At 60.1% G+C, this 23,702-nt stretch carries 26 protein-coding genes and 1 tRNA gene; 13 read left to right on the top strand and 14 right to left on the bottom strand.

Annotation, left to right across the window (positions count from 1 at the left end):
* Positions 1-154 precede the first annotated feature (154 nt).
* Positions 155-640, bottom strand: a complete 486-nt coding sequence (locus tag DYE40_RS09220; protein WP_115308795.1) for a hotdog family protein — start codon at positions 638-640, stop codon at positions 155-157.
* Between the two features lie 108 nt (positions 641-748).
* Here DYE40_RS09220 and DYE40_RS09215 point away from each other — a divergent pair, with 108 nt between their 5' ends.
* The 6 genes from DYE40_RS09215 (at position 749) to DYE40_RS09190 (ending at position 3,829) form a co-directional block, all read left to right on the top strand.
* On the top strand, positions 749-1,495 hold the full coding sequence (locus DYE40_RS09215) for a beta-ketoacyl synthase chain length factor (protein WP_115308794.1): 747 nt from the start codon (positions 749-751) through the stop codon (positions 1,493-1,495).
* Entirely contained in the window at positions 1,492-2,250 is a 759-nt protein-coding gene (locus DYE40_RS09210) for a lysophospholipid acyltransferase family protein (protein WP_115308793.1), read from the top strand. Before DYE40_RS09215 ends, DYE40_RS09210 begins: the two co-directional genes overlap by 4 nt.
* Positions 2,247-2,513, top strand: coding sequence for a phosphopantetheine-binding protein (locus tag DYE40_RS09205; protein ID WP_115308792.1), 267 nt, complete (start codon positions 2,247-2,249; stop codon positions 2,511-2,513). The genes DYE40_RS09210 and DYE40_RS09205 overlap by 4 nt, the downstream gene beginning before the upstream one ends.
* Positions 2,514-2,540: 27 nt before the next feature.
* Positions 2,541-2,798 (top strand): acyl carrier protein, encoded by a 258-nt coding sequence (locus DYE40_RS09200; protein WP_115308970.1) that lies wholly within the window; start codon positions 2,541-2,543, stop codon positions 2,796-2,798.
* A 243-nt stretch (positions 2,799-3,041) separates the two neighbouring features.
* Entirely contained in the window at positions 3,042-3,578 is a 537-nt protein-coding gene (locus tag DYE40_RS09195; protein WP_115308791.1) for a COG4648 family protein, read from the top strand.
* 53 nt (positions 3,579-3,631) lie between these two features.
* Positions 3,632-3,829 carry a hypothetical protein gene (locus DYE40_RS09190; protein ID WP_115308790.1) on the top strand — a complete coding sequence of 66 codons (198 nt, stop codon included), beginning with the start codon at positions 3,632-3,634 and terminating at the stop codon, positions 3,827-3,829.
* 154 nt (positions 3,830-3,983) lie between these two features.
* On the opposite strand, the gene DYE40_RS09185 is transcribed toward DYE40_RS09190, so the two are convergent.
* The 6 genes from DYE40_RS09185 to DYE40_RS09160 form a co-directional block, all read right to left on the bottom strand.
* Positions 3,984-5,192 carry a beta-ketoacyl-ACP synthase gene (locus DYE40_RS09185; protein ID WP_115308789.1) on the bottom strand — a complete coding sequence of 403 codons (1,209 nt, stop codon included), beginning with the start codon at positions 5,190-5,192 and terminating at the stop codon, positions 3,984-3,986.
* Between the two features lie 3 nt (positions 5,193-5,195).
* The gene (locus tag DYE40_RS09180) at positions 5,196-5,735 is read right to left on the bottom strand and encodes a hypothetical protein (RefSeq protein WP_115308788.1); all 540 of its coding nucleotides are present in this window, start codon (positions 5,733-5,735) and stop codon (positions 5,196-5,198) included.
* 407 nt (positions 5,736-6,142) lie between these two features.
* Positions 6,143-7,384: an NAD(P)/FAD-dependent oxidoreductase gene (locus DYE40_RS09175; RefSeq protein WP_115308787.1), complete on the bottom strand. Its 1,242-nt coding sequence runs from the start codon at positions 7,382-7,384 to the stop codon at positions 6,143-6,145.
* Positions 7,385-7,406: 22 nt separating this feature from the next.
* Positions 7,407-8,090, bottom strand: coding sequence for an Abi family protein (locus DYE40_RS09170; RefSeq protein ID WP_115308786.1), 684 nt, complete (start codon positions 8,088-8,090; stop codon positions 7,407-7,409).
* Between the two features lie 221 nt (positions 8,091-8,311).
* Complete coding sequence (locus tag DYE40_RS09165) at positions 8,312-10,651, bottom strand: MMPL family transporter (protein WP_115308785.1); 2,340 nt, start codon at positions 10,649-10,651, stop codon at positions 8,312-8,314.
* A gap of 35 nt (positions 10,652-10,686) precedes the next feature.
* Positions 10,687-11,025, bottom strand: a complete 339-nt coding sequence (locus DYE40_RS09160) for a hypothetical protein (protein WP_115308784.1) — start codon at positions 11,023-11,025, stop codon at positions 10,687-10,689.
* A gap of 220 nt (positions 11,026-11,245) precedes the next feature.
* On the opposite strand from DYE40_RS09160, the gene pyrH reads away from it, so the two are divergent.
* Positions 11,246-11,965 (top strand): UMP kinase, encoded by a 720-nt coding sequence (gene pyrH, locus DYE40_RS09155; protein WP_115308783.1) that lies wholly within the window; start codon positions 11,246-11,248, stop codon positions 11,963-11,965.
* A gap of 124 nt (positions 11,966-12,089) precedes the next feature.
* On the opposite strand, the gene hemL is transcribed toward pyrH, so the two are convergent.
* Together hemL and DYE40_RS09145 are read right to left on the bottom strand one after the other, a co-directional pair.
* A complete protein-coding gene (hemL, locus tag DYE40_RS09150; RefSeq protein WP_115308782.1) occupies positions 12,090-13,373 on the bottom strand; it encodes a glutamate-1-semialdehyde 2,1-aminomutase in 1,284 nt (427 codons plus the stop codon).
* Positions 13,370-13,828 (bottom strand): glucosamine-fructose-6-phosphate aminotransferase, encoded by a 459-nt coding sequence (locus DYE40_RS09145; RefSeq protein WP_115308781.1) that lies wholly within the window; start codon positions 13,826-13,828, stop codon positions 13,370-13,372. Before DYE40_RS09145 ends, hemL begins: the two co-directional genes overlap by 4 nt.
* Before the next feature lie 107 nt (positions 13,829-13,935).
* Between DYE40_RS09145 and DYE40_RS09140 the strand changes: the two genes are divergently transcribed.
* Positions 13,936-14,011 (top strand) — tRNA-Lys (locus tag DYE40_RS09140).
* Between the two features lie 45 nt (positions 14,012-14,056).
* On the top strand, positions 14,057-15,595 hold the full coding sequence (gene murJ, locus DYE40_RS09135) for a murein biosynthesis integral membrane protein MurJ (RefSeq protein WP_115308780.1): 1,539 nt from the start codon (positions 14,057-14,059) through the stop codon (positions 15,593-15,595).
* 143 nt (positions 15,596-15,738) lie between these two features.
* Here the strand turns inward: murJ and DYE40_RS09130 are convergent, their stop codons facing one another.
* Both DYE40_RS09130 and DYE40_RS09125 read right to left on the bottom strand, forming a co-directional pair.
* Positions 15,739-16,257: a hypothetical protein gene (locus tag DYE40_RS09130; RefSeq protein WP_115308779.1), complete on the bottom strand. Its 519-nt coding sequence runs from the start codon at positions 16,255-16,257 to the stop codon at positions 15,739-15,741.
* 135 nt (positions 16,258-16,392) lie between these two features.
* Positions 16,393-17,142 (bottom strand): amino acid ABC transporter permease, encoded by a 750-nt coding sequence (locus tag DYE40_RS09125; protein WP_115308969.1) that lies wholly within the window; start codon positions 17,140-17,142, stop codon positions 16,393-16,395.
* A 182-nt stretch (positions 17,143-17,324) separates the two neighbouring features.
* Here DYE40_RS09125 and DYE40_RS09120 point away from each other — a divergent pair, with 182 nt between their 5' ends.
* Positions 17,325-18,251, top strand: coding sequence for a bifunctional riboflavin kinase/FAD synthetase (locus DYE40_RS09120; RefSeq protein WP_115308778.1), 927 nt, complete (start codon positions 17,325-17,327; stop codon positions 18,249-18,251).
* A 332-nt stretch (positions 18,252-18,583) separates the two neighbouring features.
* Complete coding sequence (locus tag DYE40_RS09115; protein WP_244731648.1) at positions 18,584-18,844, top strand: hypothetical protein; 261 nt, start codon at positions 18,584-18,586, stop codon at positions 18,842-18,844.
* An 86-nt stretch (positions 18,845-18,930) separates the two neighbouring features.
* On the opposite strand, the gene DYE40_RS09110 is transcribed toward DYE40_RS09115, so the two are convergent.
* Together DYE40_RS09110 and DYE40_RS09105 are read right to left on the bottom strand one after the other, a co-directional pair.
* Entirely contained in the window at positions 18,931-19,536 is a 606-nt protein-coding gene (locus tag DYE40_RS09110; protein WP_115308776.1) for a nitroreductase family protein, read from the bottom strand.
* A 10-nt stretch (positions 19,537-19,546) separates the two neighbouring features.
* Positions 19,547-19,945 (bottom strand): DoxX family protein, encoded by a 399-nt coding sequence (locus tag DYE40_RS09105; protein ID WP_115308775.1) that lies wholly within the window; start codon positions 19,943-19,945, stop codon positions 19,547-19,549.
* 127 nt (positions 19,946-20,072) lie between these two features.
* On the opposite strand from DYE40_RS09105, the gene DYE40_RS09100 reads away from it, so the two are divergent.
* Together DYE40_RS09100 and DYE40_RS12350 are read left to right on the top strand one after the other, a co-directional pair.
* Positions 20,073-20,972, top strand: coding sequence for a LysR family transcriptional regulator (locus DYE40_RS09100; protein WP_115308774.1), 900 nt, complete (start codon positions 20,073-20,075; stop codon positions 20,970-20,972).
* 140 nt (positions 20,973-21,112) lie between these two features.
* Positions 21,113-21,316, top strand: a complete 204-nt coding sequence (locus tag DYE40_RS12350) for a hypothetical protein (protein WP_147286624.1) — start codon at positions 21,113-21,115, stop codon at positions 21,314-21,316.
* On the opposite strand, the gene DYE40_RS09090 is transcribed toward DYE40_RS12350, so the two are convergent.
* Positions 21,289-23,466: a FepA family TonB-dependent siderophore receptor gene (locus DYE40_RS09090; RefSeq protein WP_115308772.1), complete on the bottom strand. Its 2,178-nt coding sequence runs from the start codon at positions 23,464-23,466 to the stop codon at positions 21,289-21,291. The two genes, DYE40_RS12350 and DYE40_RS09090, sit on opposite strands and share 28 nt — an antisense overlap.
* Between the last annotated feature and the right edge of the window lie 236 nt (positions 23,467-23,702).

Here is a 23,702-nt window from a genome sequence, read left to right as displayed (position 1 = left end):
GAGGGGACGGCGTGCGTGTGGGCAATGCCGTTTCAGGCTGCTTTTTGCAAACTGCGGTGTTTTTGCCGTTTCAGGCTGCCTTGATGCCGTCTGAAAACCCCAAAAGCAGCCTGAAAACGGGTTTACGCGCTTCTGCGGGGCGAAAACCCAAACATCAAGCCATCTGCCCGTCTTTCGGGCTGTAAACATTCAACGCCGCCGCTGCCAGCAATCCGTCTTCGGGCAAACTGCCGCGCACATCGTCGGGCGCGTCCAGCCAGCGCAGTTCGCAGTCAAACACGCCCATGCCGCTTGCGTCCTGCGTGGAAAGGCGGGCGGTGGCGGCGAGCGTGGTGCCGATGGGGATATGGTCGGCAAACAGGTTGAGCCTGCGCGTGCCCAGCAGAAAGCCGAGCTTCACGGCTTCGCCTGCGCGCACCGCCTGTATCCCTGCGAACGCGCCGATTGCCTGCGCCATGATTTCCATGCCCATGCTGGCAGGCAGCACGCCGTTGTGCAGCAGGATGTGGTTTGCGCCGATATGGGCTTCCACGCGCACGAAGTCGGCGCGGTGTTCGCTTACGCGGTCGATTAAAACCATGTGGCCGCTGTGCGGCAGCAGAAAGGCGGGGTGTTCTATGGGGCAGGTCAGGCGGTGCATAGCGGCTTGATGTGGTTTGCAAAATGCGAAATTATACAATGCCGCTTCGGTTTCATCGCGTGTTAATTTCAGTTAAAATGCACGTTTTATTCCACACGAAGCCCCGTTATGCCCACCGCCTGCACTTTTTCTTTCCGTATCGCCGCATGGCACGCCGCTTCCAGCCGCCTTGCCACGGCGGAGCAATGGCGTGATTGGGCGGCAGGCAGCCTGAACGCCGGCAGCCTGCCCGAACACAAGCCTGCGCCGGCGTTTCTGCCTGCCATGCAGCGGCGGCGTTTGGGCGCGGCGGCGCGGCTGGTGTGCGAAGCGGCTTGGGATTTGGCGGAGCGTTTCCCCGATTGTCCGCTGGTGTACGCTTCGCACGACGGCGAAATCAACCGCAGCTTTGAATTGTGGCCCGAACTGCTGAAAACGGACACCGTGTCGCCCACATCGTTCGGCTTGTCGGTGCACAACGCGCTGGCGGGGCAATGGTCTATTTTGCGCGGCGAAATGCAGGAAAACACCGCGCTGGCAACGGGCGCGGACGGCTTGGAAACGGCGTTGGCAGAAGCGGTGTCGCTGTTTTCAGACGGCATCGGGCGCGTGCTGCTGGTGGTGGCGGACGACCCCTTGAAAAACGAATACGCCGTTGCCGCCGAGCGCGCGCCGTTTGCCTACGCGCTGGCGATGGTACTGGAACGCGGCGACGATTTCCGCCTGACTTTGGAGACACAGGCAGGCGAAGCCAACGAGATGCCGTCTGAAAACTACTGCGGCGCGTTGGACTGGATACGCTTCCTGCTTTCAGGCAGCCTGAAACACACGCGGCAATACGGCAGCCGCCGCTGGCTTTGGAGCAAACGCGCATGAAACGCTTGGATTACCTGCGCCGCTTTTTCGCCACCGCGTTCGGCTTTATTCTGTTTGGCGTGGCAGGCGTGCTGTTTAAAGCCGCGCTGCTGCCCTACACGCTCAAATCCACCCGTGGCGATGTGCCGCGCCAGCTTGCCGCACGCCGCATGATTGGCGGCGTGTGGCGGTTTTTTGTCGGCTACCTGCAATGGTCGGGCGTGTTGTCCGTAACGTTTCACGGCATGGAAAAACTCGGGCGCGGCGGGCAGCTTATCCTTGCCAACCACCCGTCTTTGCTGGATGTGGTACTGCTCATCAGCCATGCCGACACGCCGAATATCTTGGTCAAAAAAGATTTGGTACGCAACCCGAGCATGAGCAGCCAAATCCGTGCCGCAGGCTACATCCCCAACGATGAAAGCATGGAAATGCTGGAAGAAATCGAAGCCGTGTTCCAAAGCGGGCAAAGCCTGCTGATTTTCCCCGAAGGCACGCGCACAGGCTGGGACGGGCAGGTCAGAATGCACCGTGGCGCGGTGTCCATCGGCTTACGCAGCGCACAAGTCATCACCCCCGTGTGCATCAGAATGAACCCGCCCAATTTCAAAAAAGGGCAGCCGTGGTACCGCATTCCACCGCACAAAATCCATTACGAAATCACCGTGGGCGAAGACATCCGCCCCGAAGACTGGCTCGCCGAAAAACCCCTACCCATCGCCGCAAGACGGCTCAACGAATACCTGCAAGACTACTTCACAAGGAAAACCACATGAACGACTTAGAACAGCAAATCAAACAACTCATCATCGACAGCCTCGCATTGGAAGACATCACGCCCGATGACATCGGCAGCGAAGCCCCGCTCTTCGGCGACGAAGGCTTGGGGCTGGATTCGGTGGACGCGCTGGAACTGGGCTTGGCGGTGCAGAAAACCTTCGGCTTCCAGCTTGACGGCGAAAACGACAACCTGCGCGACAATTTTGCCAGCGTCAAAACACTGGCGGAATTTGTCAAAAGCCGCCAAGCCCAAGCCTAAGGAGCAGCCATGAGCGAACACAAAACCCTGAGCGAAGCCGAAATCCGCAGCCTGCTTGCCGACACGCTGGTCAGCCTGTTTGAAATAGAACCCGAGCGCATCCGCCCCGACACCAACCTGTATGAAGATTTGGAAATCGACAGCATAGACGCGATTGACCTCATCGACAGCATCAAACGCGAAACAGGGCGCAAGCTCAACGCCGAAGACTTCCGCAACGTACGCACCGTGGACGATGTGGTCAAAGCGGTGTTGAACGTGCAGGCGGCGGCGCAAGCCGAATAAGCGGCAGCCTGAAAAAGGCAGCCTGAAAGATAAAGGCTCCGCCCAAACCCGAACGGGCGGAACGGGTTTGGGCGGAGCGCAAAATCTGCCAGATAGGTTGGGCTTGGCTGAAACTTGCGTTGTTTTCGCCGCGCTGCAACGCACTTCGCTTGTTTTATCTCCGCTGAAACGCAAAAAACCGTTTTAGCTCCGCTGAAACGCACTGCGTTCGTTTTCAGGCTGCCGAAAGTTTCCATTTCTACCATGCCCATCGCCAAAATCCTGCTCGCCCTTGCCAGCCTTGCCTATCCGCTCCTGTGGTATTACGGGCGCGAAAACGGCGCGTTTTTCTGGCTTGCCGCCGCCATGTGCGCCCTGTGGCTGGCGCGTGCCGCCATGCCGCAAACGGCGGGGCAGCGGGCGGTAGCTTTGCTGCTGGCTGCCTTTTTTGCCGCCGTGCTGGTTTTCAGGCTGCCCGATTCGATGTATTGGTATCCCGTTGCTGTCAATGCGCTGATGCTGGCGGTGTTCGGCGGCAGCCTGTTTGCCAAGCAAACCGTGATTGAACGCCTTGCCCGCCTGCAACACCCCGACCTGCCGCCCGAGGGCGTGCGCCACACGCGGCGGGTAACGCAGATTTGGTGCGGCTTTTTCGTGCTCAACGGCGGCACGGCGGCGTTGCTGGCGTGGAGCGGACGCTACGACTGGTGGGCGGCGTACACGGGGATTGTGTCGTATGTGCTGATGGGCGTGCTGTTTGCAGGGGAGTGGCTGTACCGCAAGCTGGTGTTGAAGGTTTGATGCCGTCTGAAAACGCGGCTTCAACGAAGTTAAAATCAACTTGGAGCGCAACGATGGAAACAGAATACAAAATTAAATCCGCCAGCCAGTTGGATGTGGCGGTGCGCGATGCTTTGGTGGATTACATCCAAACCAACCGCGTGTCGGATTTGGTTACGCTGAAAACCGCTGCCTTGTCTTTTGTGGCAACCCTGCTGCTGCCTGCGTTGCTGCTTGCTGTTTTTGCTTTGACCAAGCAGATTTCCGCATAACTATTTGGGCAGACCAATGCTGCCGCGCTTGGGGCGGCGAAAAAGGGCGGTTGCCGTGTGCCAATGCAGGCAATATGAATACAAAGGCAGCCTGAAACGGGATACTTCGTTTCAGGCTGCCTTTTTTGCACCTTTTTTGTATTGATGCCGCTGTTTACTGTTCGCCGATGATGAGCACCGCGTTGCTGCCGCCGAAGGCAAACGATGAGCTGGCGGCAATCCGCCGTGCGTGCTGCCATGCGCTGCTGCTGTCGGTGAGCGCGATGGGCGGCAGTTCGGGGTCGGGCTGTTTGTCCCAAAGCTGCGGCGGCAGTTTGCCTTGCGGATTGGTGTCGCGGCTGGCGATGCCCCATGCGAACGCGGCTTCCAATGCGCCTGCCGCGCCGAGTGTGTGCCCTGTGCTGGGTTTGGTGGAGGTGCAGGGCGTGCGGCTGCCGAATACTTGGGCGACGGCGCGGCTTTCCATGCTGTCGTTGTGGCGCGTGCCCGTGCCGTGCAGGTTTATCCAGCCGATGTCTTGCGGCGCGAGCGCGGCGTGGCGCAGGGCAGCCTGAAACGCTTGTGCCGCGCCCAAGCCGTCCGGTCGCGGCGAGGACATATGGTGGGCATCGCTGCTTGCGCCGTAGCCGAGAAGCTGCATTCCGCCGCCGAAATCGGCATCGCGCGTCATCACGAATGCGGCGGCGGCTTCGCCGATGTTGATGCCGTTGCGGCGGGCGGAAAACGGGTTGGCGATGCCGTCTGAAAGCACTTCCAGCGCGGCAAAGCCGTTGATGGTGAGCGGCGACAGGGTGTCCGCGCCGCCGCACAGCACGGCATCGGCAAGGTTGGCACGCAGCAGCCTTGCCGCGCTGATGAGTGCGCGCGCACCCGATGTGCAGGCGGTGGACACGGTGTAGCGCAGCCCGTGCAGCCCGTAAACATGGGCGGCAAATTCGGCGGGCGCGCCCATGGTGTGCTGCAATTGCTTGAACGGCTGCCCTGCCCATGCGCCGCCTTGGGCTGCGTGGGCAAACAGGGGGATGTTTTCGTCTGCGCCGCTGGTGGAGGTGCCGATGACCACGGCAACGCGGTGGCTGCCGTACCGCTCGGCGGCAGCCTGAATGTCGGGCTCGATTTGGGCGAGGGCGTGCCAGAGCAGTTGGTTGTTGCGGCTGGCGTGTTCGGGCGGCAAACCGGCCGGCAGGGGGCGCAGGGCTTCGTTTGCCGCGCCGAATGCGTGGCTTTTGCCGCGCACCCATTGCTCGGAAAAGGTCAGCGGCGATTGGGCGGACGGGTTCAGCAGCGCGTCGATATGGGTTTGCAAACCGCTGCCGAGCGCGCTGGTGGCGGCGGGGCGGCTGAGATAAACGGGGGTGGTCATGTTTTATTCTTCAAGTTGTTCTTCAAGCGGGCTGGCAATCCAGCGGGTTTGGTCGGGGAAGCGGATGTCAAACTGCCTGCCTTTGTGCGCCACGCACCACAAATCGCGCTGGCGGTAGCGGAACAATGCGCCGCTGTCTTCGGGGCAGAACGCCTGATGCCGCGCGGACGGCGTTTCAGGCTGCACCTGCCGCACATCGGGATACAGCGCGGCGGCGCGTTCGGCGGCAAGCAGCGGCAGCAGCGCGGCAAACAGGCGGCGCGATTGGGCGTTGGGCATCACGAAGCCGTCGTTTTGCCAGCCGCGCGGGCTGACGGTTTGGCGCGAAACGGGCGCGCCGAGCGCATCGGTCTGCACAAAGCGGATGCCGTCTGAAAGCTGCTCCACCGCCAACAGGCTGGTCTGCACCGTTTGCCCTGCGGCATCGGTTTGTTCCAGCTTGAACCACTGCGCCTGCTGCGGCAGCGTGGGCAGGGTGTGCGGATGGGGCAGCGCGGCGCAGGCGGCCAGGGCGAGCGCGGCGGTTATCGGGAAAAGGCGCATGGGGGGTCCTTTGGGGTGGGCAGTGTGTGCGGTTTGGGCTTTCAGGCTGCCTGATGCCGTCTGAAAGCGAGTTTACGGGTTTCTGCGAAGCTAAAACCGCTCCCTCTCCTGCGCTTGCGCGGGGGAGGGGTGGGGGTGCTGTTTCGGCAGAAACAGGGTTTGCCAGAGCATCAGACGGTTTTGCCCCCACCCTAGCCCTCCCCCGCAGGCGGGAGAGGGGACAGAGTTCGCGGGGGGATTACATTTTCAGGCTGCCTTTGATGCCGTCTGAAAGGCAGCCTGAAAACGGGCGCAGCGGGTTTCAGCGAAGCTGAAACGCTTTCGGCTTGCCAATCGCTTGCCATAGGGTTTTAGCTTCGCGGAAGCGCGTAAACCCGCTTTCAGACGGCATCAAAGCCGTCCAGCCGTTATTCAAACGCCAAATCGCCCACCAGCTCTGCCAGCGTGTTCAGGCGTTGTTCCGATTTCGCCACAAACGGGTTTGCGGTATCCCACGCATAGCCTGCGAGGATGGACGAAATCATGCGCCCGATTTCGGGGGCGCGGTTGGGGGCGTACAGCACGTTTTGGAAGCGTAGGTCGTACCAGCCGTTTACATAGGTGCGGAAGGTGTTTACGCCCACCATCAGCGGTTCGGCAAATTCGCGCTGCCAGTCTGCCGCGCCGCCTTTGAGCTGTTTGCCCAGCAGGTCGGCGGCGAGTTTGGCGGAATGCAGGGCGATGGTTACGCCTGATGAGAACACGGGGTCCAGAAATTCGGCGGCGTTGCCCAATAGGGCGAAATGTTTGCCGTGCAGCGTTTTTACGTTGGCGGAATAGCCTTGTATCGTGCGGTAGGGGAAGCCGTTTTCCCATTCGGCGCGGGCAAACAGTTCTACAAAATGGGCGCAGTCGCCCACCATTTTTTTCAGCACGGTTTCCGCTTCGCCTGCGAGTTTGTCGGGCGTGCCGACTACGCCGAGCGAGCAGGTGTTGTCGCCGAAAGGGATTGTCCAAAACCAGATGTCGCGGTGCCGGGGGTGGGTGGTGATGAGGATTTTGTCGCGGTCAAAATCCGCATCGGCGGTGATGTTGTCGGTGATGCGGGTGAAGTGCGCCATGCGCGGGGGCAGGTGCGACGGGGTTTCCAAGTCTAAAAGGCGCGGCAGCACGCGCCCGTAGCCGCTGGCATCCAAGACGAAACGGGCGGTGAGTTCGTATGCTTCGCCTGTGTCGCTTTCCACCGCCAGTTTTGCGGTGCCGCCGCTGTTGTCAAAGGCGGTTACGCCGTGCCCGAAGCGCACTTCCACGCCTTGTTTGGCGGCTTCGTTAATCAGGATTTGGTCAAATATTTCGCGGCGCACTTGGAAGGTGGTGCCGGGGCCGTCTGAAAATTTGTCGGTGAAATCAAAGGCGGTGCGGCGGCTGCCCCATGCAAACGCTGCGCCGTTTTTAAACTGGAAACTTTTTTCGGCGCGGACGGCATCGGCAAAGCCTGCTTCTTCCAATGCTTTCATGCAGTGCGGCAGCAGGCTTTCGCCGATGACGAAGCGCGGAAAATGCTGTTTTTCCAGCACGCATACGTTGAAGCCTTGTTTGTTGAGCAAGGCGGCGGCAACCGCGCCGGAGGGGCCTGCGCCGATGATGGCGATGTCAAATTGTTCAGACATTTTGTTATCCTTTTTTAAAAAGTTACGGTTTGTTTTGTAATAAGATTTCAATATATGAAGTCTCTGCAAAGTGAAAAGGCAGGCTGCGTTTCAGCCAGCCGATGAAATCTTGCGAGTGCGCCGCGCCAAGCACATACAGAATGCTGTCCAAATCGCCGCTTAAATCGCGCTCGTGTATCGGTTCGTGATGGGCGATGCGGTTGCGCAGTTTCCGTATTTGCTCAATATGGTCGTAAAGCGTTTGGCGGTTGGCATCGGTTGTTTTTGCAAGGTCCAAATTGGGAAAGGCTGCGGACAGGTGTTTGTTCCATAAGGTGTGAAGCTGGTTCTTTTTCAGCATCTGCTGCCAAAAGGCAAAATTCAAATCGGCGATGACTTTGCCTGTTTGCTGCGTTTTGCCGTATTTTTTGCCGACAGCGGCTAATTCGTCTCTGGGATTGAAACCTTGTTTGGGTTTGGGAAGTGTATTGATAAAACCATGCTGCCAAACCCATCTGCTGCCGTGAACGGCACTAAGCGCAAAATGGATGCGGTTGCGCAATACGATTTCCACCATATTCAGCCACGGGAAAAACGCGCCCGATACTGCCATGTTCCATATATAAAGCTCGCAGGCGGCATCAAAATTATTGCCGCATTGGCTTAAATAAGGTGCGAAGCGTTCGGTAGATAAGGCTTCTTGAATTTCATCGGTGAGGGTAAGCATACGGGGGTAATGTCGGGCGGATGTGAACAGTATTCAAACAAATTATAACTTATGTAAAGACGCAAACCGTCCTGATATTTTTAAGGTTTGACATGAATGGGTTAAAACCAGTAATATCCGAAGCGTTAGTCTTTTGGGATCGATGGCTGCAATGACGGCAAATACCCCATCAGGCGTCAATTTGAAGCCCCGCGAAGCAATTTGCGGGGCTTTTTGTATGCCTAATCCTTCAACAACGCGCCTGCCAGCCAAAGGTTAAACCCCACGCCGATGGTTACCGTCAGCCCGAATGCGGCAACGGCGGGGGTGCCGCTGGATGCGAGCAGGGCGAATGAGATGGCGGTGGTGGCGGCGGCGAGCAGCATTCCGCCTAGGCGTGCGGCGGCGGTGTGTTTGGCGGTGAGCGCATAAACGGCGTAGTCCACGCCGATGGCGGAAACCAAGAGCAGCCCGAACATGGCAAACAGGCTCACGGGGATGCCCAGCCAGCCGAGCGCGGCAACGGTGCAGACGGCGGCGGCAAGCGGCACGATTAGGATTTTGCTGCCGCGTTTTGCGCCGAACATCCGCCACAACAGCAGCCATGCCAGCGCGTAGGAGGCGAGTTTGAGCCATGCGGCTTGGTTGCGCGTGTGGCGGAACAGTTCGTTGAGATGGGCGCGTTTGTCTGCCCAATGCGCGCCCGTGATGTTTTGCACGGCGGCGCGGGCGGCAGCTTCGTCTGCCAAGCCGTTCAGGCGCACGATGGCGGCGTAGCGTCCGCGTTCCACTTCGCCCAGATACAGCGGCTGCCATGCTTGGGCAAGCTCGGTTTTCAGGCTGCCTGAAAGCGTGAGCGGCGGCGTGTCGGCGGCTTGAATCAGGGCTTGGCGGATGGTTTTTTGCGGAATGCCGATGTCGGCGAGCGGCTGCCAGTTTTCAGGCTGCCCTGCCAGCGCGCGCAGTTGCGCCTGCCATTGCCGCTGTTGCGAAACGGGGGCGGCAAATTGGTGCAGCGACTGCGTGCCGCCGAGCTTGCCTTGCGCGATGAGCGGTTGCAGGGCGCGGTCGATTTCGGCGGTTTTGGCGAGCAGCGCGTCTTCATCGGCGGCTTCGGCAACGATGTAGCGTCCGCCGAAATCGGTGCCGCTCAATTCTCCGATGCGCTGCACTTCCAGCAGCATTTCAGACGGCATATTGACCCATTGGCGGATGTCGTCGCGCCAGTCGCTGCGCCACAGGCCTGCCGCCAAGAAAATGCCGCCCAGCAGCAGCCAGCCGCGCTTGTGCAGACGGGCGTTCAGACGGCGTTGCAGCGCGAGCAGCGTTTGCGTCAGGGCGGCAAACGGCACGGCTTTCGCCCGATAACGGCGAAACAGCGGCGGCAGCCACAACACGGTTGCGCCAAACGCGCCCAGCAGCGCGAAGCCTGAAAACACGGCGGTTTGGCGCAACACCGCCAGCGGCGTGAACCACAGCAGCGCGTAGCCCAACACGGTAATCAGCAGGCTGGCGGCAAAGCTGGGGAGAACGTGCTTCATTGCGTTTTCAGGCTGCCATAGCCCGTTGTTTCGGCTGCTTTTTCCGTTTTCAGGCTGCCCGAATACGGACGGCGCAAGCCAGTGCAGCGGAAAATCCACCAGCATCCCCACCAAGCTGGTGCCGATGACGATGGTTAAAATATGCACTTCGCCAAATACCGCCAACGCCGCCGCCAGCCCCGTCAGCATTCCTGCCGCCAGCGGCAGCACCAGCCAGAACACGCGCGCGCTGCGGAACACCCACAGCAAAAGCGCGAACGTTGCCAGCGTGCCTGCCAAGCTCATGCTGCGGCTTTCCGCTTCGGCGGCGGTTTTGGAGGCGGCGGCAAACAATGCGCCGCCTGCCGTCAGCGTTTCCGCGCCGTGTTTGTGGGCGATGGCGCGGCTGCCGTTGATAAGCGGCAGGAGCTGGTCGTTGCCCGAGAATTGGTCGCCCGTTTTCAGACGGCCGCGCAGCCACACCCATGTTTTGCCGTCTGCTTCGGTGAACAGCATGCCGTTGTCCATATTCCATTGCAGGCGGCTTTGCGGATTGGCTTTTGCCGCCACAAACCGCCCGAAGCCCAGCCAGTCTTGTTCCAGCGACAAGGGCGTGGGCGCGGCAAACGGGTTCGCCGCTTCTTCGGCGCGGGTTTGGAAATACTGCTTGGGATTGTCCAGCAGCAGCTGCGCCTGCGCCTGCGGCAGCGTTGCCAACGCCAAATGCCGCATATCGGCACGCACGCTGTCCAAATCGGGCATCACGCTGCTGTCCACCGAGGCAAACACGCCGCTGCCGCGCCATTGTTCGGCAATTTCGGCGGCAGCCTGAAACGCCGTTTCCGCATTGCCGCTGCCTGCCAGCAACACAATCTGCCCGTTGAGCTGCGCCTCGCCCGCTTGGTCGGCAGCCAGCAGCAGGGTATCGGGCTGCTGCTCGGCGGGGAGCAGGGCGGTGAGGTTGGTTTGGAGCGGCTGGCGGGCGGCAAACATATACACGGCAAAAAAAGCCACAACGAAGAAACAGGCCGTAAAAAAACGGCGCAGGAGGCGGATATTCATGTTTCAGACGGCCTTTTGCTGCATACGCGCGGGCATCAGTAGCTTGTGGCGCAGAACTGCTCGCCCTTGTTTGCCGCCGTGCCGTAGCAGGTCAGCCCCATGCCGGCGGCGGTGCCGTTTTTCACCTGCCCGCCCGGTTTGCCGTTGACCGTGGTTTTGCCGTTTTTCGTTTCCACCACCACCGCCGTGCCGCCCTTCTGCTTCCATTTGAGCGAGCTGCCCGACGCGTCCTGGCATTTGCTGACCGTGCACGCGCCCTCCCCTGCGACGCTGCCGTTTTTGTAGTACACGCACTGCTGGCCGCTTTCGGTGCAGGCGGCGTGGGCGGAAAAGGCGCAAAGGCACAGCAGGGCGGCGGTTAGTTTCGTTTTCATTGCAATCTCCCGAAAATTTCTGAAAAAGGCCGTCTGAAACGGCGGGCAGATTGTAAACCCAAACCGCCTGCCGCGCCCTGCCCTCCCGCATCCGCTTTGACGAAAAACAGCTTCCGCCCCGCGCACCGGATTTTTTTCAGACGGCCTCTCGGGTGTGCCGTGCGATAAGCGTATAATGCCCGCCGTTTGCCCTTCCCACCCGTTACACAAGGAATCCCGTATGACCACCCCCGTCAAATACAAACGCGTCCTCCTCAAACTCTCCGGCGAAGCCCTGATGGGCTCCGACCCTTTCGGCATCAACCGCGACACCATCATGCAGATCACCGCCCAAGTGAAAGAAATCGCCGATATGGGCGTGCAGGTCGGCATTGTCGTCGGCGGCGGCAATATTTTCCGCGGCGTATCCGCGCAGGCCGCCAGCATGGACAGGGCTACCGCCGACTACATGGGCATGATGGCCACCGTGATGAACGCCCTCGCCCTCAAAGACGCGTTTGAATCGCTCGGCGTGAAAGCCCGCGTCCAATCCGCGCTTTCCATGCAGCAGATTGCCGAAACCTACGCCCGCCCCAAAGCCATACAGTATCTGAAAGAAGGCAAAGTCGTCATCTTCGCCGCCGGCACGGGCAATCCGTTCTTCACCACCGACACCGCCGCCGCCCTGCGCGGTGCGGAAATGAATTGCGACGTGATGCTCAAAGCCACCAACGTCGACGGCGTGTACACCGCCGATCCGAAAAAAGACCCGTCGGCCGCCCGCTACGAGAACATCACTTTTGACGAAGCTCTCAACAAAAACCTGAAAGTGATGGATGCCACCGCCTTCGCCCTCTGCCGCGAACGCAAGCTCAACATCGTCGTGTTCGCCATCGCCAAAGAAGGCGCACTCAAACGCGTCGTCGCCGGCGATGACGAAGGCACGCTGGTACACTGCTGACCACGCCGCCGCAATATCTGCAATATCAAAGAGGCCGTCTGAAAACCCGTAAACAGGTTTTCAGACGGCCTCTCAACATCCCACACCGTGCGGTGCGCTTCCATCCGCGCCCGCACGGCCTTTTTCAGCCCGCCACCGCTGCGAACACTTCTTTTGCGGCGGCTACGGTTTCTTCAATCAATTCAGTCGTATGCGCGGCGGAAACGAAGCCCGCTTCGTAGGCCGACGGGCCGAAGGCAACGTTTTTATCCAGCATGCCGTGGAAGAAGGTTTTGAAGCCGTCGGTATCGGAGCGCGCCATATCGCCGTAGTTTTGCGGCAGGCCGTCGGCAAAATACAGACCGAACATACCGCCCACGCTGTCGGCGGCAAATTTCACACCCGCGTCGGCGGCGGCGTTTTTAAAACCGTTTACCAACTGTTCGGTACGCGCCGTCAGGTTTTCGTAAAAGCCCGGACGTTGGATGATTTCCAGCGTTTTCAAACCGGCGGCCACGGCCACAGGGTTGCCCGACAAAGTGCCGGCCTGATACACGCCGCCGAGCGGAGAGATGCAGGCCATGATGTCGCGCCGCCCGCCGAACGCCGCCAGCGGCATGCCGCCGCCGATCACTTTACCCATCGTGGTCAAATCGGGCGTAATGCCGTGCAGCGACTGTGCGCCGCCGAGCGCGACACGGAAACCCGTCATCACTTCGTCGTAAACCAACACCGCGCCGTGTTTGGCAGTCAAATCGCGCAGTGCTTTGACGAAGTTTTCAGACGGCCGCACCAGATTCATGTTTCCTGCAAAGGGCTCGACAATCACGCAGGCGGTTTCGCTGCCGATTTGCGCGAACGTTTCTTCCAGTTGCGCGACATTGTTGTATTCCAACACCAGCGTGTGCCGGGTGAAATCGGCAGGCACGCCGGCCGACGACGGGTTGCCGAAAGTCAAAAGGCCGCTGCCCGCCTTGACCAGCAGGCTGTCGGAATGGCCGTGGTAGCAGCCCTCGAATTTGATGATTTTGTCGCGGCCGGTAAAGCCGCGCGCAAGGCGGATGGCCGACATGGTGGCTTCCGTGCCGGAGCTGACCAGGCGCACCTGTTCGACGCTGGGCACCAGTTTGGCGATTTCTTCGGCGATGACGATTTCGCCCTCGGTGGGCGCGCCGAACGACAAACCGCCCAAAGCCGCTTCGCGCACGGCTTCAATCACTTCGGAATGCGCGTGTCCGACAATCGCCGGCCCCCACGAGCCGACGTAGTCGGTGTAGCGCGTACCGTCCGCATCCCACACATACGCCCCTTCGGCTTTGGTAATGAAACGCGGCACGCCGCCGACGCTGCCGAAGGCGCGTACGGGCGAATTCACGCCGCCGGGAATAATGTTTTTGGCACGGGCAAACAGGGTTTCGTTGCGGTTCATGGGTTTTCCTTAGTGGATTGGGTGGATTTTTCAGACCGTTTGAATAGAACTTGGATCGCGCTGCCGGCGGGAGAGTCGATGTCGGTTTTGACATCGTGGCTGAAACGGTAGTCGGCCACAGTGTTGTCCTCCGCGTAATCGATGCACAGCTTCCATGTGTCATCGCGGCTTTTCATGTAGAAAAAATTGGTCGGCAGGAAGTTGTAAAACGGCAGCGATACCGTGTAGTAACCGTAGCAGCCGTTGTAACCGCGGGACGGCCTGCCGAACATGGCTTCGATTTCGGCGCGGGTGGTTTGGCCTTTAACGATTTTCTGTGCCAGCGAAGTTTCGCTTTCGCGGCGCAGAAAGGCGTTTTCGCGCTGCCGGAAATCGGAGACGCAGGCGGCAAGCAGGAAAATGGAAACAATAAGCGGCAGGCGGCGCATGGCGTTATTCCAAATAATAAGCAGCATTTTACTATTTTTCAGACGGCCTCCGCCGCCGTGCGACAAAAAAAACTTGGAAAACGCTTGACACGTTTTTCCAAACCTCTTATTATGCGCACTTCAATTCATCACGCGGGTCGTTAGCTCAGTCGGTAGAGCAGCGGACTTTTAATCCGTTGGTCGAGCGTTCGAATCGCTCACGACCCACCATTCACAAAGCCAGGTTGCAAAACTTGGCTTTTTTTTCGCAACGACATGAACCTGCTCCCCATTCTCGGCAAACTCGGCAGCATGACCATGCTCTCGCGCATACTCGGTTTCGTCCGCGACATGATTATCGCGCGGGTATTCGGCGCGGGCGATGCCGCCGATGCGTTTTTTACCGCGTTCAAGCTGCCCAACCTGCTGCGGCGCATTTTTGCCGAAGGCGCATTCGCGCAGGCCTTCGTGCCGGTGCTGGCGGAATACAAACAGACCAAATCGCCCGAAGCGACGCGCGAATTTGTGCAGTACATCGCGGGAATGCTCACTTTCGCGCTCACCGTCGTAACCGCCGTCGGCGTGCTGGCCGCACCGTGGATTATCGGCCTCACCGCCTCCGGCTTTGCCAAAACCCCCGGGAAATTCGCGCTGGCATCCGATCTGCTGCGGATTATGTTTCCCTATATCTTACTGATTTCCCTGTCGTCTTTCGTCGGATCGATACTCAACACCTACCACAAATTCCAAATACCCGCCTTCACGCCGGTGCTGCTCAATCTGTCGTTTATCGTTTTTTCCCTGTATTTCGTTCCCTATTTTGATCCCCCTGTTACCGCGCTGGCTTGGGCGGTGTTTGTCGGCGGCATTTTGCAGCTTTCGTTCCAGCTTCCGTGGATGGCCAAACAGGGTTTCCTCCACCTGCCCAAACTCGATTTCAAAAACTCGGCGGTCAACCGCGTGGTCAAACAGATGATGCCCGCCGTTTTTGCCGCCAGCGTGGCGCAGATTTCCCTGGTTATCAACACCATATTCGCTTCCTATCTGCAAAGCGGCAGCATTTCGTGGATGTACTATGCCGACCGCCTTACCGAGCTGCCTACCGGCGTACTGGGCGTGGCTTTGGGTACGATTCTGCTGCCCACGCTGTCCAAACACGCGGGCGGGCGCAATCCGCGCGAATTTTCCAAGCTGCTCGACTGGGGGCTGCGCCTGTGCTGCCTGCTGGCCGCGCCCGCCGCGCTGGGGCTGGCACTGCTGGCCTACCCGCTGATCGCCACCATGTTCGTCAATAAAGGCTTTACCGCCCACGACGCGGTCATGACCAAAAACGCTCTGATTGCCTGCTCTTTCTGCGTTATCGGCCAGATTATGATTAAAGTACTTGCCCCCGCCTTCTACGCGCAGCAAAACATCAAAACGCCGGTAAAAATCGCCGTGTTTACCCTAATCGTTACCCAAATCATGAACCTAGCTTTCATCGTGCCGCTCAAACACGTCGGTTTGTCGCTTTCCGTCGGCTTGGGCGCGTGCCTGAATGCCGCGCTGCTCTATACGCTGCTGCGTGTCAAAGGCCTGTATCTGCCCGAAGCGGGCTGGCAGCGTTTTTTGGGCAAACTCGCCATCGCGCTGGCGGTGATGGGCGGCGGCCTGTGGGCGGCGCAAAGCCTGATGCCGCTCGAATGGATAGAGATACGCGGCTGGCAGAAAACGCTGCAACTGTTTTGGCTGGTGCTGCTGGGCATCACGCTCTATTTCACCTCGCTGGCCGCGCTCGGCTTCCGTCCGCACCATTTCAAACGCTCGGAAAGCTGACGGCGGCATTGCTGCCCCCTCCTCCGGCCGCAACGTACGCGTACAGCCCCATACCGCTGCGCCGCGCACCGCCGCAAATTTAAGAGGCCGTCTGAAAACCCGTTTGCAGGTTTTCAGACGGCCTCTTGCGCTTTTTGCCCGTTCTAATGCCGCCGCCGCAGCGAAAACATCCCCGTTTTGTCCGCATCGAAAACAAAACGCCCGTCCTGCACCGCCGCATAAGTGTGTTGCGCGGACACCGGCTGCAAGCCTGCGTGTTCCAGCAGATAGCCGCCCACCACATCGGGCTGTGCGGTAACGGCGGCGGCGAGTTTGCCAAACAAATCGCGGCAGATGCCGCCTTCTGCCCAGCCCGCAGCAGAATCTTCCATACACCGCCCGTTGAGCGCGTGCATATTTTCCGGCGTTTTGCCGCTGATTTCGACAAAATTCCCTTCCGGCAAACCTTTAATCGGATAGCGGTAGGTTTTCGTGCCGTCCTGCGCCCCGCTGATTACGGGTTCGCCCAGCGGCAGCTTAGGCACAAGCACCTCAATATCGAGAAACTTCACCGTAAACCCGGGCTTGGGCGGCTTGGGTACGGCATCGGCGGCTTCATTGCCGCCGCAGGCCGCCAGCGCGAAAACGGCGGCACAAAACGGAAACAGACGGAATTTCATCATGCGGACTCCTTTGCGGACAACGGTTTTCCGCCGGCAGCAAAAGCCGGCGGAACGGAAGCGGCACCAAATGCCGGAAAAGCGGGGTAGTGCCGCTTGGGCGTTACCGCCGTTTGGCGGCAAAAACGCGGCGGCGGCCTAATGGTGGCGTTGCAGGCTGTAGCGTTTTTCCAGCGAGGAAAACAGCCAGCTCAGGCACAGCGTCATCGCCAGATAAATCAGGGCAATGGCGTACAGCGGCTCTTCATATACCGAATAACGGCCGGAAATGGTGCGCTGCACATAGGCCAGCTCGGCAACGGCGATAGCCGACAGCAGCGAGCTGTCTTTCAAAAGGGTGATGAACTCATTGGCCAGCGGCGGCAGCATACGGCGCACGGCCTGCGGCAGAATGATGAAGCGCATGGCCTGGGTGTAGGTCATGCCCAGCGAGCGGGCGGCCTCCATCTGGCCTTTGTCGATAGACTGGATGCCCGCGCGGAAGATTTCGGTAATGTATGCGCCGGAGTTGGCGGTCAGGGCGAGTACGCCGGCGATGACCGCGCCATAGTTGCGGCGCAGCTCCGCCGCCGCCGGCCCGCTCACCAGCCAGCCGTCGGCCGGGTGGATGAGTGCGGCAAGCCAGACGAAATACCAGATAAAAATCTGCACAAACAGCGGCGTGCCGCGAAACACCGTTACATAAAGCAGCGACAGATTGCGCATCACCCAGCCCAGCCCGCGTAGGAACACGCCGCCTTTTTCAAAGCGGATAATCCGCGCCAGTGCGCCCAAAAGCCCCAAAAGCGTGCCGCCCAGCGTGGCGAGAAAGGTCAGACCCAGCGTCATCAGTGCGCCGGTGAGAAACATCCAGCGGTATTCGTAAATAATGTCGAAACGGAAATTCATAAAAAAGATTATTCGGAGAAACAGAAAAAGCGGCAGGCGGCGGAATACCGTACAGCGCACGGGAAACCGCGCATTTTACAAGAAAAAACACAATACGCGCCATTTAATTGCCGCTGCGGCTTTTTGTAAACTCCGTACAAATCCGTTTACAATAAACGTTTTCCCTCGAAAGAGCGTCCGCCATGAAGATTTTTCCGGGAGGCACTCCGCCGCCCGCCGCCTTGTCCGCCGCCGTTACCATCGGCAATTTCGACGGTGTGCATTTGGGACATCTGCACATCCTGCAAAGGCTCAAAGCCGAGGCGGACGCACGCGGGCTGGCTCCGGCCGCCGTGGTGTTCGAGCCGCAGCCGGCCGAGTTTTTCGCCCGTCTCGCAGGGCGCGAACCGCCGCCGCGCCTCACGCCGCTGCGCGACAAGCTGCGCCTGCTGCGCGAGAGCGGCTGCGTGGATTCCGTACGCGTGCTGCGTTTTAACCGCGCCTTTGCGAAAATGGGCGCGCAAGACTTTATCGGCGGCATCCTGCGCCGCGAGCTGGATACGCGCTATCTGCTGGTGGGCGACGATTTCCGTTTCGGACAGGGCCGCAGCGGCGATTTCGCGCTGTTGTCGGCGCAGACGGATTTCGTTACCGAACAAACCCCCAGCATTCTGGCAGCGGGCGGCAGGGCCAGCAGTACAGCCGTGCGCGGCCTGTTGCAGGCAGGGCGTTTGGACGAGGCGCAGCGCATTCTCGGCCATGCCTACACGCTCTCCGGCCGCGTCGTCCACGGGCGCAAGCTCGGCCGCACGCTGGGCTGCCCCACCGCCAACATCCATCTGCCGCCGCACCGCTACGCGCTCTCTGGCGTGTTTGCCGTGGAAGCCGAAGGCCGCTTCGGCAGGCGGCGCGGCGCGGCGAGCTTCGGCCGCAATCCCACGGTGGAGGGCGGCGGCGCACAGAAGCTGGAAGTCCATCTGATCGGTTTTTCCGGCAATCTCTACGGCGAACGGCTCACCGTGCGCTTTCTGCACAAGCTGCGCGACGAAGAGAAATTTTCCGGCCTGGACGAGCTGCGCGTCCGGATACACGAGGACATCGCGGCGGCAAGAAACTGGCAGGCCGTCTGAAAACGTGCAGGCAGAAAAATCCGTATGCGGGGAAGCTGTACCGCACAAGCTGCGCGGACGCAAGGCAGGGTGTGCCGCCCAAGCGGCGTGCGCACTCTCTGTGTTGCAGAAAATCGGGATGTTTCCCAAGCAGTAAAACCGCGTGCGTGGCTGTGCCACACACCTACAAAACAGCAGAGGCCGTCTGAAAGTATCGGAGCTGCAATTGCAAACCGCTGGCATTCTTAACACCCAAACCGTATAATCGCGTAAATTTCCGCAAACAAACATCAGGCGGAACGTTTGTTATTCCCGTATCTCCCCCTCCATACTTTACTTTAAGGAGCATGAGCATGAACCAGCAGCCGCAAGCATTCCAGCAATCCACCCCCGCCATCGGTGTCGGCGAATGGATTGTTACCTTGATTGTCCTCTCTCTGCCGCTTATCGGTCTGATTATGGCCTGCGTGTGGGGCTTTAGCAGCAGCACCAATCCGAGCAAATCCAATTTCTGCAAAGCCTGGCTGGTTTTCGCCCTGATCGGTATCGTACTGTACTTCGTGCTGGTTGCCGCCTTCCTCGGCGGTGCCGCCGCCATGCAGCCGCCGCAATAAGCCCGCTGCTGCGGCAGGCATACAAGAGGCCGTCTGAAAACCTGTTTTACGGGTTTTCAGACGGCCTCTTTCATATGCGGCAGCGTTTACGCGCCGTACACTTTGAAGCGCGTGTCCAGCGGCGCGTATTCCTTGCCGTCCGCCGGCGCGGCAATGCCGCCGAACACCAGCTCGGCACGCAGCGTCCACGATGCGGGGATGTTCCATTCGCGGGCAACGGCCTGGTCGATCAGCGGATTGTAGTGTTGCAGATTCGCGCCGATACCGGCGGCGGCCAGCGTCGTCCACACCGCATACTGGTGCATCGCGTCGGCGTGTTCCGCCCACACGGGGAAGTTGTCGGCATAGGACGGGAAGCGTTCCTTCAAGCCTTTTACGACATCCCGGTCTTCAAAAAACAGCACCGAGCCGGCAGCGGCTTTGAACATCGCCATTTTCTGCGCGGTCGGCCCAAACTGGCCGGCAGGCACGACGGCACGCAGCGCGTCTTCGGCAAAACCCCACAGCTTCTCATGCTCGGCACCAAACAGCACCACCACGCGGGTAGACTGCGAATTGAATGCCGAAGGCGTGTGTTTGACCGCGTGGCCGACAATTGCCGCCACTTCGGCAGCGGGCAGCGGCAGGTTTTTGTCCAGCGCGTAAACGGAGCGGCGGGTTTCGGCCGCCTGTTGCAGGTGTTGGTAAGTCATATCGTCCTCCTTATTCGGAACGGTTTTTGCAGAAAAGTTTGTCCAGCGACCACGCGCCGCCGCCGGCAGCGGCCAGATACAGGAACACAAAGCTGAACAGCGCGGCCGGTTCGCCGCCGTTGGCCAACGGAAACAGCGCGTTGCCGCCGCCCGCGTGCGCCATAAAATAAGCCACGGCCATCTGGCCGGAAAGCACAAAGGCCACGGGGCGGGTCAGCAGCCCCAAAAGCAGCAGGATGCCGCCGCCCGTTTCCAACACCGCCGCCGCCAGATAAATGCCGGAAGGCGCGCCGCCGCCCATATCCACAGGAAACGAGAAAAATTTGGACGTGCCGTGGAGGATAAACATATAGGCCGCAGCAATACGCAGCAGCGACAGCACGGCGGGGGCAAAACGGACGGTATTCATCGGGGTTTCCTTTCGCGCACTCGGCGCGGTAACGGTTATCGGAAAAACGCATTATAGATAAAGCCCCTGCGCAGATATATACTCGCGGCATTGATGCAGCCTTTCCGCAAAAGAAACGAAAGACACTATGGACACCCTGTTCAGCCTGCGCGTATTCCGCGAAGTCGTCCGCCAGGGCAGCTTTACCCGCGCCGCCGCCAAGCTCGGCATTTCCACCGCCATGACCAGCAAGCATGTTTCCCATTTGGAAAAACACATCCGCGCCAAACTCTTGCAGCGCAACAGCCGCAGCCTGCACCTGACCGAGGCCGGCGCGGAATACTACCGCCGCTGCACCGAAGCCCTGGAAACGCTCGACACCGCCGCCGAACGCGCCGCAGGCGGCGCAGACATCCCGCAGGGGCAGCTCCGCATCACCATGCCCATGTGGTTTGCCAACGCCCATTTCTGCGGCCATCTGGCCGAATACCGCCGCCGCCATCCGCAGGTCACGCTCGACCTGATCCTCGACAACCGCAAAGCCGACCTGGTGGCCGAAGGCATCGATCTCGCCCTGCGCGTCAGCACCGACGATCTGCCGCCCGGCCTGATTGTCCGCCCGCTCTGCGGCATCCGCTTCTTCCTCACCGCCGCGCCCGCCTATCTCGCCGCACGCGGCACTCCCGCCGCGCCGCAGGAAGCCGCACGGCATGATTTCGTGCTGCCCAGCTATGTGGACATGGGCAGCGTGCGCATCACGCGCGGCGGCGAAAGTTTCACGCTTGCCCCGCCCGCCCCGATCCGTGCCGACAACACGCTGATGGTGCGCAAAATGGTACTGGCCGGCTGCGGCCTCGGCTACCTGCCCGAATGGACGGTGCGCCGCGACCTCGAAAGCGGCCGCCTCGTGCGCCTGCTGCCCGACTGGCACATCCTCACCGCCACCCTCTACGCCGTCTATCCCGACCGCGCCTTCCTCAGCGCGAAAGTGCGCAGCTTCATTGATTTTCTGTGCAGACAGACCAAAACAGACGGAGAGGCCGTCTGAAAACATCTGCACTTTTCAGACGGCCTCTGCCGTTTAGGTAGGGTGTGTGGCTTTGCCACGTACGCGGCTGCGGAGATTGCACGGCTTTTGCGCTGCGGCAGGGAACGCGTGCGTCGCCGGGGCGACACACCCTACGCGAGATGCAACGGGGCAGGCCGTCTGAAACCGATGAAGCCGCCGCAAACCCGCTCCCGCCCGTAAGTGCAGCCGAAGCGGCAACAGCCCCCACCCTAACCCTCCCCCGCAGGCGGGAGAGGGGACAGAGGCCGTCTGAAAACTGTTTTCAGACGGCCTCTGCTGATGCAGACCTGCGCAATCAGAACGACATTTTCAGGCTGCCGTAAAAGGCGCGGCCGGGTTCGTTGTAGGTTTGCGCGCTGCTGTTGCTTGCGCTGCGGTAGAGCTGTTTGTCAAACAGGTTGTTGATGCCGAAGCGGGCGTTGATGTTTTTGTTGAAACGGTAGCCCGCGCTGATGCCCACCAGGCCGTAGGGGCTGACGGCTTCGTTCGACAGGCCGTTGCGCCGTTCGATGTTGCTCAACACCACGCTACGCGGTTTCTGTTTGCCGTAGTAGGTTACGTTGAGCGCGGCATCGAATTTTTCCGTCGGCTGCCAGTTGAGGCTGCTGTTGATGGTGTACTTCGGAATCACCGACAGCGGGTTGCCCGTGTCTTTGTTGACGGACTTGCGCATATAGGTGAAGTTGGTCGTCCATTTGAGCGTGCGGTGCAGCGGCAGGGTCAGGTTGCCTTCCAAGCCTTCCACCAGGGCTTTTTTGGCGTTGGTCCATTGGTACATATGGTTGCCGAGGTCGCTCAAGGCCACAACTTCGTCGCCGGCAACGATTTTGTTGCGGTAGTCGTTGTGGAAGTAGGCGGCGGAGGCCTGATAGCCGTTTTTGGCAAACTCGAAGCCGATTTCTTTGTTCAGGCTGGTTTCGGGCTTCAGGTTATCGTTGCCGATCAGATAGCAGCGGATGGTGCCGGGCGTGCCTGCCTTACAGCCGTTGCCGCGCGTGTAGAGGATGTAGTTGGGGTTGCCCTGGTACAGGTTCGGGGCTTTGTAGGCGCGGGCTACGCCGCCTTTGATATTCCAGCTCTCGTTGATTTTCTGTACGAAGTTGAGCGCGGGGCTCCAATTGCCGCCCGATTTGCTGTTGTGGTCAAAGCGCAGGGCAGGGATAAGCTGGGTGCCGCTGCCGAAGCGGATGTGGTCTTCAACATAAAAGGCGAAGTTGCGCTGGCTGCTTTCGCCGCTGCGGTTGGTGGCGATGCCCGCGAATACGTCGGTGCGGCGTTGGTCGGTAAAGCCCTGCCGGTGGGACGAAGCGTCGTCCAGATGGTCGTTGGTGTATTCCGAGCCGACGGTTACCACGTGTTCCCCGCCGAGTTTGAAGGGGATGTTGGCTTCGGCGGCAAGGCGGCCGGTTTTCAGCGTGCTTTCGGTAAACTGCTTGGGCGGCTGGTACTGGCCTTCGGGGCCGCCGTAAATGCCTTCCACCAAGTGTTCGTTTTCGGTGCGGTCGAATTGGGCGACGACTTTGGTGTCGCCCCAATTCCAGATGCCTTCGTGCGTCAGCGCGTTGCTGATGCGTTTGAGGCGGGCGGTTTCTTCGCCGTAGAGCGAGCGGGTAAAGGCGCTGGGATTGTTGTTTTGGTTGTCGCCGGAATAGATATTGCCTTGCTTGCTGTACATGGCGTCCCAGGTCAGGGTTTGTTCGGGCGTGATGCGCCAGGCGAGGCGGCTGGAAAAGTCGCGGTTGCGTACGCCTTCGCGCCCTGCGCCGTTGCCGCTGCTGCCGTTGACGGCGTTGATGTCGGCCGCGTCGGCATCGGTTTTGTTCAGGCTGCCGTAGAGGCGGAAGCCGAGTTTGTCCTGGACGATGGGGCCGCTGAGGTTGAAGCCGATGCGTCTGGTGTCGCCTTCTTTGCTGTCTTGCGGCTGGTTGGCAAAGAGATTAACCGAGCCGTGCAGCTCATTGCTGACTTTTTTGGTAACGATGTTGACCACGCCGCCGGCCGCGCCGGAGCCGTAGCGGGCGGCGGCGGGGCCGCGCAATACGGTAATGGATTCGATGTCTTCCACCGGCACCCAGTTGCTGTCGCCGCGCGTGTTGCGCTCGCCGCGCCAGCTGTAACGCTCGGCGTTGCGCGAGGTGGCGGGGCGGCCGTCGATCAGAATCAGGGTGTTTTCCGGCCCCATGCCGCGCAGGTCGATTTGGCGTTTGTTGCCGCGCTCGCCCGAGGCGGTGTTGCCGGTGAGGTTGGCACCGGGCATGGTGCGGATGATGTCGGAAATGTCGTTCACCGCCGGACGGGTTTCCAGATCCTTGGCGGTGATTTTCGATACGCCCAGCGACTGTTGGAGCTGGCGTTGCGCGGTAACGTAGACGGTTTCCAGCCCGTCGTTTTCTTCGTCGGCGGCCTGTGCGAACGCGCCCGCGAGGGCGAGCGGCAGCACGGCGAGGGGATAGAGGGATTTTCTGCGGGACATTTCTTGCTGCTCCTTTGTAAAGAAATTTTACATAACAGGGGTAAATATGAACCGATGTAAAATTTTTGTCAAGCGCAAACGGAAACCAAGCGCATCCGTACACCCGCACGCGGCGGCGCGGCGGCCGTCTGAAAACAGGCCGTCTGAAAAGTACATATCGGCAAAATCCGTGTGCGCGGCTGCACCGCGCAGCCTGCGCGGACACAAGGTAGGGCGTGCCGCCCCAAAGGCGACGC

The sequence above is a fragment of the Kingella potus genome (assembly GCF_900451175.1).
Taxonomy (GTDB): Bacteria; Pseudomonadota; Gammaproteobacteria; order Burkholderiales; family Neisseriaceae; genus Neisseria; species Neisseria potus.
The sequence above is the reverse complement of the archived record's forward strand: the minus strand, read 5'-3'. Positions and strand labels throughout refer to the sequence as shown.